The sequence below is a fragment of the Paraburkholderia unamae genome (assembly GCF_003096875.1).
Taxonomy (GTDB): Bacteria; Pseudomonadota; Gammaproteobacteria; order Burkholderiales; family Burkholderiaceae; genus Paraburkholderia; species Paraburkholderia unamae.
Genome location: NZ_QEOB01000014.1, coordinates 145958 through 159200, shown reverse-complemented (window position 1 = coordinate 159200; position 13243 = coordinate 145958). Strand labels below are relative to the sequence as shown.

13 protein-coding genes are annotated in these 13243 nt (G+C 67.1%); 5 read left to right on the top strand and 8 right to left on the bottom strand.

The genetic code is table 11. The features are described 5' to 3' along the window. The first annotated feature begins 98 nt into the window (after positions 1-98). The 4 genes from sucD to C7402_RS27790 all read left to right on the top strand — a co-directional run bounded on the left by sucD (position 99) and on the right by C7402_RS27790 (position 4716). The gene (sucD, locus tag C7402_RS27805; protein WP_112173336.1) at positions 99-980 is read left to right on the top strand and encodes a succinate--CoA ligase subunit alpha; all 882 of its coding nucleotides are present in this window, start codon (positions 99-101) and stop codon (positions 978-980) included. A 187-nt stretch (positions 981-1167) separates the two neighbouring features. Beyond that, positions 1168-1890, top strand: coding sequence for a TerC family protein (locus tag C7402_RS27800; RefSeq protein WP_116612903.1), 723 nt, complete (start codon positions 1168-1170; stop codon positions 1888-1890). 138 nt (positions 1891-2028) lie between these two features. Further along, positions 2029-2652: a pilin gene (locus C7402_RS27795; RefSeq protein WP_116612902.1), complete on the top strand. Its 624-nt coding sequence runs from the start codon at positions 2029-2031 to the stop codon at positions 2650-2652. Positions 2653-2874: 222 nt separating this feature from the next. Continuing rightward, positions 2875-4716 carry a PglL family O-oligosaccharyltransferase gene (locus C7402_RS27790; RefSeq protein ID WP_116612901.1) on the top strand — a complete coding sequence of 614 codons (1842 nt, stop codon included), beginning with the start codon at positions 2875-2877 and terminating at the stop codon, positions 4714-4716. A gap of 47 nt (positions 4717-4763) precedes the next feature. Here the strand turns inward: C7402_RS27790 and C7402_RS27785 are convergent, their stop codons facing one another. Both C7402_RS27785 and moaC read right to left on the bottom strand, forming a co-directional pair. Continuing rightward, entirely contained in the window at positions 4764-5114 is a 351-nt protein-coding gene (locus tag C7402_RS27785; RefSeq protein WP_112173332.1) for a nucleotide pyrophosphohydrolase, read from the bottom strand. Between the two features lie 75 nt (positions 5115-5189). Then, on the bottom strand, positions 5190-5669 hold the full coding sequence (gene moaC, locus C7402_RS27780; RefSeq protein WP_116612900.1) for a cyclic pyranopterin monophosphate synthase MoaC: 480 nt from the start codon (positions 5667-5669) through the stop codon (positions 5190-5192). Between the two features lie 206 nt (positions 5670-5875). On the opposite strand from moaC, the gene C7402_RS27775 reads away from it, so the two are divergent. After that, on the top strand, positions 5876-7756 hold the full coding sequence (locus C7402_RS27775) for a M48 family metalloprotease (RefSeq protein ID WP_116612899.1): 1881 nt from the start codon (positions 5876-5878) through the stop codon (positions 7754-7756). A gap of 21 nt (positions 7757-7777) precedes the next feature. On the opposite strand, the gene C7402_RS27770 is transcribed toward C7402_RS27775, so the two are convergent. The 6 genes from C7402_RS27770 to C7402_RS27745 all read right to left on the bottom strand — a co-directional run bounded on the left by C7402_RS27770 (position 7778) and on the right by C7402_RS27745 (position 12777). Further along, the gene (locus C7402_RS27770) at positions 7778-8380 is read right to left on the bottom strand and encodes a DUF2946 family protein (protein ID WP_116612898.1); all 603 of its coding nucleotides are present in this window, start codon (positions 8378-8380) and stop codon (positions 7778-7780) included. Next, positions 8373-9422 (bottom strand): hydrolase, encoded by a 1050-nt coding sequence (locus tag C7402_RS27765; RefSeq protein WP_116612897.1) that lies wholly within the window; start codon positions 9420-9422, stop codon positions 8373-8375. The genes C7402_RS27770 and C7402_RS27765 overlap by 8 nt, the downstream gene beginning before the upstream one ends. Positions 9423-9445: 23 nt before the next feature. Continuing rightward, entirely contained in the window at positions 9446-9892 is a 447-nt protein-coding gene (locus C7402_RS27760) for a nuclear transport factor 2 family protein (protein ID WP_116612947.1), read from the bottom strand. A gap of 328 nt (positions 9893-10220) precedes the next feature. Next, positions 10221-11246 (bottom strand): lipopolysaccharide heptosyltransferase II, encoded by a 1026-nt coding sequence (waaF, locus tag C7402_RS27755; RefSeq protein WP_116612896.1) that lies wholly within the window; start codon positions 11244-11246, stop codon positions 10221-10223. A gap of 354 nt (positions 11247-11600) precedes the next feature. After that, positions 11601-11795: a zinc-finger domain-containing protein gene (locus C7402_RS27750; RefSeq protein WP_028205950.1), complete on the bottom strand. Its 195-nt coding sequence runs from the start codon at positions 11793-11795 to the stop codon at positions 11601-11603. Between the two features lie 58 nt (positions 11796-11853). Further along, complete coding sequence (locus C7402_RS27745; protein ID WP_116612895.1) at positions 11854-12777, bottom strand: branched-chain amino acid transaminase; 924 nt, start codon at positions 12775-12777, stop codon at positions 11854-11856. Positions 12778-13243: the final 466 nt, after the last annotated feature.

Below are 13243 nucleotides of genomic sequence, written 5' to 3'. Positions count from 1 at the left end.
TTTTCACCGGACACGAATGGCGTGGTGACGGCGCGAACACCGCAACGCAAGAAGCGGTCTGGCGCGACGCATGACGCCAAACGAACAGAGGACAATACATGTCGATTCTGATCAACAAAGACACCAAGGTCATCACGCAGGGCATTACCGGCAAGACCGGTCAGTTCCACACCCGCGCTTGCCGTGAGTACGCGAACGGCCGTGAAGCGTTCGTCGCTGGCGTGAACCCGAAGAAGGCCGGCGAAGACTTCGAAGGCATTCCTATTTACGCCAACGTGCGTGAAGCCAAGGACGCCACCGGCGCGACCGTTTCGGTCATCTACGTGCCGCCGGCAGGCGCTGCTGCCGCGATCTGGGAAGCCGTCGAGGCCGACCTCGATCTCGCGATCTGTATCACGGAAGGCATTCCCGTCCGCGACATGATCGAAGTCAAGGACCGTATGCGCCGCGAAGGCCGCAAGACGCTGCTCCTCGGCCCGAACTGCCCCGGCACGATCACGCCGGACGAGCTGAAGATCGGCATCATGCCGGGTCACATCCACCGCAAGGGCCGCATCGGCGTCGTGTCGCGTTCGGGCACGCTGACGTATGAAGCGGTTGCCCAGCTGACCGCGATCGGCCTCGGCCAGTCGTCGGCAGTCGGTATCGGCGGCGACCCGATCAACGGTCTGAAGCACATCGACGTCATGCAGATGTTCAACGACGATCCGGATACGGACGCCGTGATCATGATCGGCGAAATCGGCGGTCCGGACGAAGCCAATGCTGCTGAGTGGATCAAGGACAACATGAAGAAGCCGGTGGTTGGCTTCATCGCAGGCGTCACGGCGCCTCCGGGCAAGCGCATGGGCCACGCTGGCGCGCTGATCTCGGGTGGTGCGGATACGGCCGACGCGAAGCTGGAAATCATGGACGCGTGCGGCATCAAGGTCACGCGCAACCCGTCGGAAATGGCCCGCCTGCTGAAGTCGGTGCTGTAATTTCGAAAGATGCTGCCACTCGTGCATCACGCATGCGCGAGCGGTCAGCGTTTTTTGATATGCTTGCGGAATCCTTTCACGAGGTTTCCGAACAAAAAGCGAGGGAGCCAGTCATGGCCTCCTCGCTTTTTTATTTGGCTCGCCGCTTGAGCCACCGATCCTGAGTTTCCGCTGGGTTTCCGCTTCCATGCTCGAGTTTTTCGCGTCGCTCCACTGGGGCGCTGTCATCCAGATCATCGTCATCGACATCCTGCTCGGCGGCGACAATGCCGTGGTGATCGCGCTCGCCTGCCGCGACCTGCCTGCGCAGCAGCGCCTGCGCGGCATCCTGTGGGGCACCGCCGGCGCGATCGCGCTGCGCGTGGTGCTGATCGCCTTCGCCGTGGTGCTGCTCAACGTGCCGTTCCTGAAGTTCGCGGGCGGCCTGCTGCTGCTGTGGATCGGCGTGCGGCTGCTCGCGCCTTCGCATCTCGAACACGCCAATGTGAAGCCCGCCGACAAGCTGATCGGTGCGATCAAGACGATCATCGTGGCCGACGCGGTGATGAGCCTCGACAACGTGGTGGCGATTGCCGGTGCGGCCGAAGCCGCCGATCCGCGCCATCGCATCGCGCTTGTGATCTTCGGGCTGATGGTCAGCATTCCGCTCATCGTGTGGGGCAGCCAGCTCGTGCTGAAGCTGCTCGACCGCTATCCGGTGATCGTGACGCTCGGCGCGGCGTTGCTGGGCTGGATCGCGGGCGGCCTCATCATCAACGATCCCGCGGGCGACCGCTGGCCGCTGCTCGACACGCCCGTGGCCGAGTACGGCATGTGCGTGGTGGGGGCGGTGTTCGTCGTCGCGCTGGGGTCCTGGCTCAGGCGCCGCAACGCGCGGCGCAGCGCGGCGCAGGGGCCGCAATCCCACTGAGCATCGGGCGCCGGGCGGCATGCGCTGCCGTTGTGCCTAAGCCATTTGGCCGACTGTAGCGCGCGCACCGCCGCCGATACGATCAAGACGCCTGTTCACGCGTGTGAGCGGGCGTTTCTTGTTTCAGGAGCCCTGAAGATGATCGTATCTGTACTCGACCTGAGCCCGCCGGCGTGCGTCGGCTCGCATGCTTCACGTTCGGGCCTGGCCCGGCTATCGCGCTTCGCGAACCTCGCCTGCCGGTGGGCGGCGCGCGGCTTCACGCTGATCGAACTGATGATCGTGCTCGCGATCGTCGGCGTGATCGCCGCCTACGCGATTCCCGCGTACCAGGACTACCTTGCCCGCAGCCGGGTAGGCGAGGGCCTCTCGCTCGCAGCAGCGGCGCGCCTTGCCGTGGCGGAGAACGCTGCGAGCGGCAATGCGTTCGGCGCCGGCTACACGGCGCCGCCGGCCACGCGCAACGTGGAGTCGATGCACATCGACGACGCGACTGGCCAGATCACCGTTGCCTTCACTTCGCGCGTGGCGCCCGAGGGCAGCAACACGATCGTGCTCGTGCCGTCGGTGCCCGACAATGCCGATGCGCCCACCGCGCGCGTCGCGCTCGCGCAGGGCGGCGTGCAGGGCGGCACGCTCACGTGGGAGTGCTTCGCAGCCGGCAAGACGGCTTCGTCGCTCGGTGCGCCGGGCTCGGGCCCAGCGCCCGTGGACGCAGCAACGCTCGCCGGCAATCTCGCGCCGCCGGAGTGCCGCGCGTAACGAGGGCCAACGCGGGCCAACGCGGCCAACGCCGCAAATGCGGCCGCTGCGGGCGCAACGGTGAACCCGTTCGCGCCCGCTCGACCGGCGGGCACGCCGCTGGCGCGAGCGCCTGTTCGCACCGCCGCGCAGTGCGTGCGGGCACGGTCCGAACGGACGTTCCCGCACAGCGGCGGAAAAGTTTTGTATAGTGCGCCGGTTGCCGTCGCCCCCGCCTAACACATGCCTTCCAATTTTGCGCGTTACCTTACGTTCGTCCTGCTGGCTCTTGCGCTGACGTTGCCTTATGCCGTCGCCAACCACACCTATCCGATTCCCACGTTCTACGCGGAATTCGTTGCGCTGACGCTCTATCTGCTGGTGGGCGCCTCGACGCTGATGCTCGTGCGTCCGGCGCGTACGGGCGAGGGCTTCGCCTCGCCCACGGTCGCGCTGGTGCCGCTGCTGTTCGGCCTCTTGCTGGTCGTGCAGACGTTTGCGCTGCCGCTCGCCGAGCCCTCGATGAACTGGCTCGGCGCGGGCTACCTGCTCGCCGCTTTCGTGGCCACGCATGCGGGGTACACCATTTCACGCGCGCGTCTCATGCAGGCCGCGCTCGTATGGGGGGCGTTTGCGTTGCAGGTCGGCGGCCTCTTCGCCGTGTTCTGCCAGCTGATCCAGTTGTTTCACCTGGAAACGAAAGTCACGCCGTTCGTGGTCGCGTACAACATTACCGTCGACCGGCGGCCCTTCGGCAATATGGCGCAGGCCAATCACCTCGCCTCCTATATCGCGTTCGCCATGGCCGGCGCGATGTATCTCGTGCAAACGCGCCGCCTGAATCCCGTGCTGTGGGCTGTGCTCACCGCGGTCTATTCGGGTGGCCTCGCGCTCACGGTGTCGCGTGGCCCGTGGTTGCAGATGGGCGTGATCTTCGTTGCGGGTCTGTGGATCGCGCTCACCGGTTGCCGCACCGAGGCGGGTGACGGGCGCGGCTCGAACGCTCAAGGCCTGGCCTCGGCGGCGGCCACGGATCGCAAGTCGGGCGGCCTGCGCGCCTGGATCATTCCCGTGGCACTCGTGGCGATCTTTTTCGCCATGAACGCGTACGTGCGCTGGGCCAACGTCCACTACAACCTGGACCTCGCGCAGTCGGCCGCCGACCGCATGAAGGACGCCAGCCAGATCGCGCCTCGCCTCGCGCTATGGCGTTATGGCTGGACCATGTTCAAGTCGCATCCGGTGCTCGGGGTGGGCTGGGGCGATTTTCCGATCCATCAGTTCGAACTCGTGCGCACGCTGGGCGGCGTCGAGATCGCCAACAACGCGCACGACATCTTCCTCGACCTGCTTGCCAAGACCGGCCTCGCTGGCATCGTGATCGTCGTGCTCGGGCTCGTCGCGTGGTTCGTGCGCGCGCTGCGCGCGCCGCACACCGCCGAGCGCGTGTTCGGCTTCATGCTGATCGGCGTGCTCGTCATGCATGCGCTCGTCGAATATCCGCAGCAGTACATGTTCTTCCTGCTGCCCGCGATGTTCGTGTTCGGTCTGCTCGAAACGAAGCCACTGCGCGCCGTAGGCTCGCGCGTGTCGCTCGGCGTGTATGCGGTTGTGGCGTTCGGCGGCATTGCGGCGCTGTACCCGGTGCTGCGCGACTACAACCGCGCCGAGGTGCTGTACTACGGCCAGCATCCTGCGCGCGACTACGCCGACGATCCTTCGCGCCTGTTCGGCGCGTGGGGCGACTACGGCATGGCCACGCTCCTGCCGATGAACGCCGCGAGCCTGTCCAGCAAGCTCTATGCGCACCAGCGCGCCATTGCGCTCTTGCCGGGCGAAACGGTGCTGCGCCGCTATGCGGTCTTGCAGGCGCTGAACGGCGACACGGCGGGCGCGCTCGACACGATGGAGCGCCTGCGCATCTTCGCGACGGAGTTGCATGACTGGCCGACCCAGCTCGCCTCGGTCTATGGCCTGCTCGAAGGGCAGGACACGCTTGCGGATTTCAAGGCGCAACTGGTGAAGAAGTACGGCATGCCGGCGAAGTCGATCGAACAGGACGACGAGGACGATTCGGACGATTGAGTCTCAAACGGGGCTAAGGCAAGCCCCGGGCGCCGCGCATCCGGCAATCAAAGCTCGGAGTACTTCGCGGCGCTTCCTTTTGCCTTCTCCACGGGGTAGCGCGTTTCGTTCAGCTTGAGCTTTTCCGCGGCCGCATCGACGAGGTCGAATCCGGCGGTGTGCGCGACCAGCATGAGGTAGATGAACACGTCCGCGCACTCGTGCCTGAGATTGCGGATTTGCTCGGGATCGTGGAGCAGGGCGTCGATCTCGCCATCGGTTTTCCACTGAACCGTCTCCAGCAACTCGCCGGCTTCGATGCTGGTAGAGGCGATCAGGTTGCGCAGCGTGTGAAATTGCTTCCAGTCGCGGGCATCGCGGAAGTCCAGCACCTGCTTGAGCAGTTCGTCGATGGTCATGGCCTTATCCTTGTCCTGATCGTGGTTCGGTGAAGCGCTGGGGCGGCAGTGCCCATGCATTGCCTGAGTTCTGTCTCAGCCCTGCGCCACCCAATCCCCCGACTTCCCGCCGTGCTTCTCCAGCACCTTCACATCGGTGATCGTCATGCCGCGGTCCACCGCCTTGCACATGTCGTAGACCGTCAAGAGCCCCACCTGCACGGCCGTCAGCGCTTCCATCTCCACGCCCGTGCGGCCGAGCGTTTCCACCTGCGCCGTGCAATGCACGCCCGGCAGCGCTTCGTCGAGCGTGAAGTCGACCTTCACGCGCGTGATCGCGAGCGGGTGGCACAGCGGAATCAGATCCGACGTGCGCTTCGCGCCCTGGATCGCGGCGATGCGCGCGACGCCGATCACGTCGCCTTTTTTCGCGTGACCGTCGCGAATCAGCGCGAAGGTCTCCGGCAGCATGCGGATCGTGCCGCGCGCGAGTGCGATGCGCTTCGTCTCGGCCTTGCCGCCGACATCGACCATGTGGGCGTCGCCGGCTGCGTCAAAATGCGTGAGTTCGGGCATGGTGGGCTCTTTCGTGAAGGGTGCCTATCTTAACAGCGCGCCACGCGGCGGCCGCTGCGCCGGCGGCGCATCCACCGGGTCGCCATGCGGGTCGCCATCAGGCCGCAGGGCTTGTCAGGCGGGCTACAATCGACCGGTCAGCGCAGGCGGCGCGCAACGTGCTCGCGCCGTCGCGCCAGCGTCCTGCATTCCCGATCCTGTCATCAATGCGTCTGAAACGGCTGCTTGCTGCATGGTTGTGCGCCTCGCTCGCGGTCCCGCCGCAAGCGTACGCGCAGGCGTCGAGCCCGAGTGCGCGCAGCGCGGCGGGGGCCCAGGACGTCGTGCTGAACCTCGGCGCGACGCCGGGCCAGACGCCTTCGGCACCACCGGCACCATCGTCACCTTCAACGCCCCCAGCACCGCTCACGCGCGGCGCCAACCCGTCGAGCCTCGCATCCGACGCGCCCGCGCTCGTCAGCGGCCCGTTGGATGACGCGGCGGACCCCGTCATCCCCGCTTCGATCGCGCAGGGCGTGTTCGGCACCTACGGCGGCGCGCAGAGCCGCTTTTCCGGCCAGGGCGGGCAGTCCGGCGCGCTGGCACCGGGCGGCAACGCCAGTGTGCGCGCCCCCGCCTGGGTGCCGCAACTGCCCGATCTCGGCGACGGCTCGGGCGGCGCGCTCACGCCGCAGGCGGAGCGCCGCCTGGGCGAGCGCGTGATGCGCGAGATCCGGCGCGATCCGGACTATATCGGCGACTGGCTCGTTCTCGATTACCTCAACACGGTCGCCGCGCGCCTCGCAGCGGCGGCAAGCGCGCAGTACATCGGCGGCTATCGTCCCGACTTCGATATCTTCGCGATCCGCGACGGCCAGATCAACGCGTTCTCGCTGCCGGGTGGCTTCATCGGCGTGAACTCGGGTCTCATCGTCGCCACCCAAACGGAGTCCGAACTCGCCTCCGTGCTCGGGCACGAGATGGGCCACGTCTTGCAGCGGCACATCGCGCGCATGCTTTCGCAAAGCGAGCGCACGGGTCTCGCCGCGCTGGCGGGCGTGCTGTTCGGCATTCTCGCGGGTGTGCTCGCGCATAGCGGCGACCTGGGCAGCGCGATTGCGCTCGGCAGTCAGGCCTATGCCGTGGACAGCCAGCTGCGTTTTTCGCGCGCCGCCGAGCACGAGGCCGACCGCGTGGGCTTCAAGCTGCTCGCGGGCGCGGGCTACGACCCGTGGGGCATGGTGGCGTTCTTCGAGCGTCTGGAGCGCGCCTCGATGGGCGACGCGGGCGTGCCGGCCTATGCGCGCACCCACCCGCTCACGGGCGAGCGCATCGCCGACATGCAGGACCGCGCGCGCCGCGCCGCCTACCGGCAGCCGCGCCAGGCGACCGAATACGGCTTCGTGCGCGCGCGGGTGCGCGTGCTCCAGAACCGCACGAGGAGCGACTATATCGAGGAGATCACGCGCCTGCGCTCGGAACTGGAGGATCGCACAGCGCTGAACGTCGCGGCGAACTGGTACGGCATTGCCTACGCGCAGACGCTGCTCGAGCGCTACGACGACGCGACGGCGTCGCTCGCGAATGCGCGCGCGGCGTTCGTGCGCTTCGAGGCGGCGGAAGGCGGGAGCGGGGGGGGCAAAGCGCGCAGTTCGCCGAGCCTCGACGTGCTCACGGCGGACATCGCGCGCCGCTCGGGCCGCACCGACGAAGCCGTGCGGCTCGCGCAGGCGGCGCACAAGGCATGGCCCGCATCGCACGCGGCCGTCGACACGCTCTTGCAGGCGTTGCTCGCGGCGCGGCGCTACGCCGAGGCGCAGGCGCTCGCGCGCGGCGAGACCGAGGCCGAGCCGAAGGAAGCCTCATGGTGGCTGTATCTGGCGCAGGCGAGCGTCGGCATGGGCGACGCGCTCACGCAGCATCGCGCGATGGCGGAGAAGCTCGCGCTCGACGGCGCGTGGCCTTCGGCCATCCGGCAGCTCAAGGAGGCGCGCGACATGAAATCGGTCAGCTACTACGATCTTTCGACGATCGAAGCGCGCCTGCATGACTTCGAGGCGCGCTACAAGCAGGAGCGCGAGGACGAGAAGGACGAAGGGCGCGGTTGAGTGAGAAGCGCGCCCCCTGGCTCAGTGCTCGTGCGCGTCGCCTTGTGCTTCGCGCTCGGCGCGCGCCGGGCTTTGCACGAAGGCGAAACTCGCGGGCACGTCGGCGCGTTTGACCGCTTGCAGCGGCAACGCGCGATCGGCGCGCCAGTGGAAGGTGCCGCTGCGGGCGTCGTCGGCGAGTGTGGCGTGATCGCTGAAAAGGTCGAGATCGTGATCGTGCAGCAGGGCCGCGCGCGGCGGCGTGCCCGCATCGGCGAAGATCACGCTGCCCGCTTCGTCGAGCCAGGCGGCCGCGGGTTCGAACGGCTGGCCGGCCTGGTCGGTGAGCGTCAGCGCACCGCTCGCATCGCTTGCGAGACGCACGATCCACGGTGTGTATTCGAGTTCGACATACACGCGCTGCGGGCCGTTCTGGAAATACCACTGGCCGTTTGCGTCGCGTTCGTAGTTGCGGTTGATGAAGCCGAGCAGCGCGTCGTGGCGGATCGCCGTGCCGGGCGTATTCCCGGCCTGCGCGGCCTCGTCGCGCATGCGCCAGTTGCCGCGTGCGTCGAGCATGAGCCAGCCCGTGCAATGCGGGACGTTGGGCCAGCGCGCGAGCGCTTGTTTGACGATGTCATCCATGGGAAACGAAAGGCGAGAAATAAGCGAACACGCGTTGCGAGAGCCAGTCGCTGCGGCCGGGGAACGGTCCCGTCATGAAGCCGACGTGGCCGCCATGCTCGGGCTGGTCGAGCTCCACTGCGGCGCCCACTTCGTGGCGCGCGGGCAGCGCGTGGCCGGGCAGGAACGGATCGTTGCGCGCGTTCAGAACGAGTGTGGGCACGACGATTTCGCCGAGCATCGGCAGGATCGTCGCCTGAGTGTAGTAGTCGTGGGTGTTGCGAAAGCCGTGCAGCGGCGCGGTCACGACGTTGTCGAATTCGTACATCGTGCGGCTCGCGAGCACCGCGTCGGCATCGAAGAGGCCCGGGTACTGCGCGAGCTTCTCCAGCGCCTTGACCTTGAGCGTCTTCAGGAAGCTGCGCGTATAGACCATGCCGAAGCCGTGAGTGAGCATCTCGCTGCCCGCATGCACGTCGAGCGGCGCCGATATCGCGGCCGCGGCGGCGACGACCGAGGCGTCCTCGCGGCGCTGCGCGAGCCAGTGCAGCAGCACGTTGCCGCCGAGCGACACGCCCGCGACGACGATCGGTCCCGCATGACGCGCGGCAAGGCGCCTGAGCACCCAGTCGACTTCAGCGGAATCGGCGAGATGGTAGAAGCGCGGCAGCAGGTTCAGCGGGCCGCTGCAACTGCGAAAGTGCGGGATCGCGGCGTGCCAGCCGCGCGCGTGCGCCGCGGCTGCGAGCGAGCGTGCATAGTGCGAGCCCGAGCCGCCTTCCAGGCCGTGGAACAGCACGAAGAGCGGCGCGTTGGGGCGGGGGTTCTTGCCGTCCACCCAGTCCACTTCGATGAAATCGCCGTCGGGCGTGTCCCAGCGCTCGCGCCGGTAGGCGGGCAGCGGCAGGCGCGCGAAGAGCGCCGGCACGATGGTCTGGACATGCGCGCCGGGCAGCCAGAACGGTGCGCGATAGTTCGTCTCCAGTGCGGCGGCCTGGGCTCGCAGCGCTGCCGCGACGCGGTCGGTCTCGTTGGGCCTGGTGGTGTCGTCGGTGGTGCTCATGACTGTTCCCGGCCGCCTCGTTTTCAGTGCAGCGCGCCCTGGCCGTGGCGCAGCTTGGCGGAGAACTGGGTGGCCGCATCGTCGGGCATGCGGCTCGCGTGAATGTGCGCGATGCGCCACTCGCCGCGCTCGTGAACCATCACATAGGTCGTAAACACCATGGCGGGAATCGCGGCCGGATCGACCGGGCGGTGCGCCTCCACGATCGCGTAGACCACGGTGCCGAGGCTGTCGTACACGCGAATGTCGAGCGGCTCGATCGACACCGGCGCCGCTTCGAGCTGCGCGGCGAGACCCGCGCGGATATTCGACAGGCCGTGCAGATGCGCGCCTTCGGCCGTGATGCAGCTCACGAACTCTTCATCGATCCACAGACCCATCAAGCTGTCGATGTTGGCTTCCGCGACGGCCTGATAGTACGCGTTGAGGGTGTCCGCGGCGGCTTCGAAGATGTGGGCAAAACGTGGCATGGCTCGTTGGTCTTGTGCGCTCAGCGTTGCATTCGGCATGCAGATGGGCGCGGGTTGGCGCGGATTCGCGCGGGTTCGCGATTCTTCTGCGTCGTCGGTGGCGGCGCGTCGCGCGTTGCCGGGCGTGCGCGCTGCGTTCTGGCGAGCCGCGGCCGCCGCGAGCATGCCGCCTTCGCGAGACGGGCCTGTGACGTGCCCCGATGCCGCGTTTCGAGCCCGCGCCTCGCGTATCCCCATTGGGCGCGCGCAACGGGCATGGCGTCCGTTACGTGCCGCACATCCGTGGCGCTTGCGCGGCTTTTCGCGTGGCGCGTGCGGGATACGTCGCTTAGCGCTGCCCTAGCAGCATGCCGCGCAAATCGCCGAAAACCTGCTCCGGGCTCAGTTCGCGCAGGCAGTTCAGATGCCCGAGCGGACACTCGCGCGCAAAGCAGGGACTACATTCGAGATGAAGCCATTGTACCTTTGCAAGCTCGGACAAGGGCGGCGTGTGGCGCGGATCCGTCGATCCGTACAGCGCGACGAGCGGGCGGCGCAGCGCGGCGGCCACGTGCATCAAGCCCGAATCGTTCGTCACCACGGCGCTCGCGCGCGAGATCAGCGCGCACGCTTCGCCGAGCGCGGTCTGTCCGCACAGGTTGCGCACGTTCGGCGCGCGATCGGCGATGGCCTGGGCGAGCGGGGCGTCCTTCGGCGAGCCGAGCGCGACGATCTGCGTGTACGGGAACGACTGGCCCACCATCTTCGCGAGCGCCGCGAAATGCTCGGGCGGCCAGCGCTTGGCGGGGCCGTACTCGGCGCCGGGGCAGAACACCAGCAGCGGCACGCGCGTATCGAGATTGAAGCGCGCCGACACGCGCGAGGCCTCGTTCGGGTCCGATTCGAGACGCGGCATCGGCAGGTCCTCGGGCACGGTCGCGCCGGGCGCGTAGGCAAGCGCGGCGTAGTGCCTGACCATGGGCGGACGCTCGTCCTTCGGCGGATTCGCGTGGCGCACGTTCAAGAGGCCGTAGCGGTTCTCGCCCGTGTAGCCGATGCGCAGGCCGATGTTGGCGAGCCACGGGATCAGCGCGGACTTGAGCGAATTGGGCAGCACATAGGCGGCGTCGTAGCGTTCGGCGCGCAAGTCGCCGGCCAGTTGCCAGCGGCGCAGCAGTTGCAGCTTGCCGTGGCCGAGGTCGGTGGCGTAGACGTCGCGAATCTCGGGCATGCGCTCGAGCACGGGCGCAACCCAGGTCGGCGCGAGCGCATCGATCTGAATGCGTGGGTGCAGTTTCACGAGCCGCGAAAAAAGCGGCTGCGCCATCAGTGCGTCACCGATCCAGTTCGGTGCGATTACCAGCGCGCGGCGCATCGGGAGTCAGGGTCCGGAGAGGGTAAAGGTTGCGCGCGCCGCCTGGCCGTTCGGGCGGGTGGGGCGGCGTGCGAAACACGGTTGAATCAACGAAGCGGCGAGCGCGCCGTCCTGCCGGCGTGCCGGCGGGCGAGACGCGCCGGGCGCGGCGCTTCGTGGCGATGTGCGTCCTGTGTGCGTAAAGCCCGCAGCGCGGCGCCTTGTACGTGGCGACGCGTGACGGGCGATGGGGCACGGACAATGCCGGATGAACGAGGCGTTCCCACCCGGCGGCCATGCCATCACAAACGAGAAAGCGCGAACGGAAAAAGTGCGAATGCGGCCGTGTGCAACCCGGTGCGGCCGCGCTTCGCGTCAGTGACCGTGGACGACCTCGCCCGCGCGCAGCTTGTAACGCGTGCTGCAATACGGGCACTTCGCTTCGCCGTGCGTCACGTCGAGGAACACGCGCGGATGGTTGCTCCAGCGCGGCATCGACGGATTCGGACAGTAAGCGGGCAGATCCTTGGCCGACAGTTCGACCAGCGGCATTTCCTTGATTTCGCTCATGAGGACTTTCTCTGTGTAGCTGTGGGGGCCGGGCGAAGCGCGCCCGGACCTTTCTTTCTTAGACCTTAGCGAGCCAGTGCGCGTACTTCTCGCTCTTGCCCGAGACCACGTCGAAGAACGCCGATTGCAGCTTCTCCGTGATCGGGCCGCGCGAGCCGCTGCCAATGGTGCGGTTGTCGAGCTCGCGGATCGGCGTGACTTCGGCGGCGGTGCCGGTGAAGAACGCTTCGTCGCAGGTGTACACCTCGTCACGCGTGATGCGCTTTTCGATCACGGGAATGCCCATGTCGCGCGCAAGCGTGATGACCGTGTCGCGCGTGATGCCGTCGAGGCACGACGCGAGGTCCGGCGTGTACAGCTTGCCGTTGTTCACGAGGAAGAAGTTCTCGCCCGAGCCTTCCGAGACATAGCCGTCCACGTCGAGCAGCAGCGCTTCGTCGTAGCCGTCGGCGGTGGCTTCCTGGTTGGCGAGGATCGAGTTCACGTACCAGCCCGAGGCCTTCGCGCGCACCATCGACACGTTGACGTGATGGCGCGTAAACGACGACGTCTTCACGCGGATGCCCTTGGCGAGGCCGTCTTCGCCGAGATAGGCGCCCCACGGCCACGCGGCGATGGCCACGTGAATGGTGTTGCCCTTGGCCGACACGCCGAGCTTTTCCGAGCCGACCCAGATGATCGGGCGGATATAGCACGACTCCAGCTTGTTCTCGCGCACGACTTCGAGCTGTGCGTCGGCAAGCGTTTTGGCGTCGAACGGCACGTCCATCTGGAAGATCTTGGCCGAGTTGAGCAGGCGCTTGGTGTGCTCGGCGAGGCGGAAGATGGCGGTGCTGCCGTCGGCGGTCTTGTAGGCGCGTACGCCTTCGAAAACACCCATGCCGTAGTGCAGCGTGTGGGTCAGCACATGAATGTTGGCGTCGCGCCAATCAATCAGTTTGCCGTCCATCCAGATCTTGCCGTCGCGGTCGGCCATTGACATACGATTCTCCAGACAAGTGCGGTAAGTATCGGGCCGTGAAGCGGGCCATGAAGCTGGGTTTCGCCAAACGCAGCGTGGCTGGCATTTGGCAAAGACAAACATTTTAGCGTCATTTGACGCTCCCCAGCGCGCTCACGGGCGCGTGCGGCGGGGTTTTCGGGCGATTTTAGGGTCGTTTCGCCGCATTCGCGGCCTCGTGGCGCAAGCCATGTGGCGCGCCAAAAACATGCTGCGACGCAGCAAATCCCGCGAACGCCCGCCGGGCGTGGAGCGTTCTCCCAAATACGGGAGATTCGCCAGGACACGTCTCAGATCGTTCTGGCTATCAGCTAAAATACCGATCTCGCAATTCGATGCCGGCTCGTGCCAGCGACGAGCAGCGACCCGGAGCCGTGACCGGAAGACTGTCAGACCGGATCCCGCGCCGTGCTGCTGAGCACGACTTGCCGCCCGCCATAGAGACTGG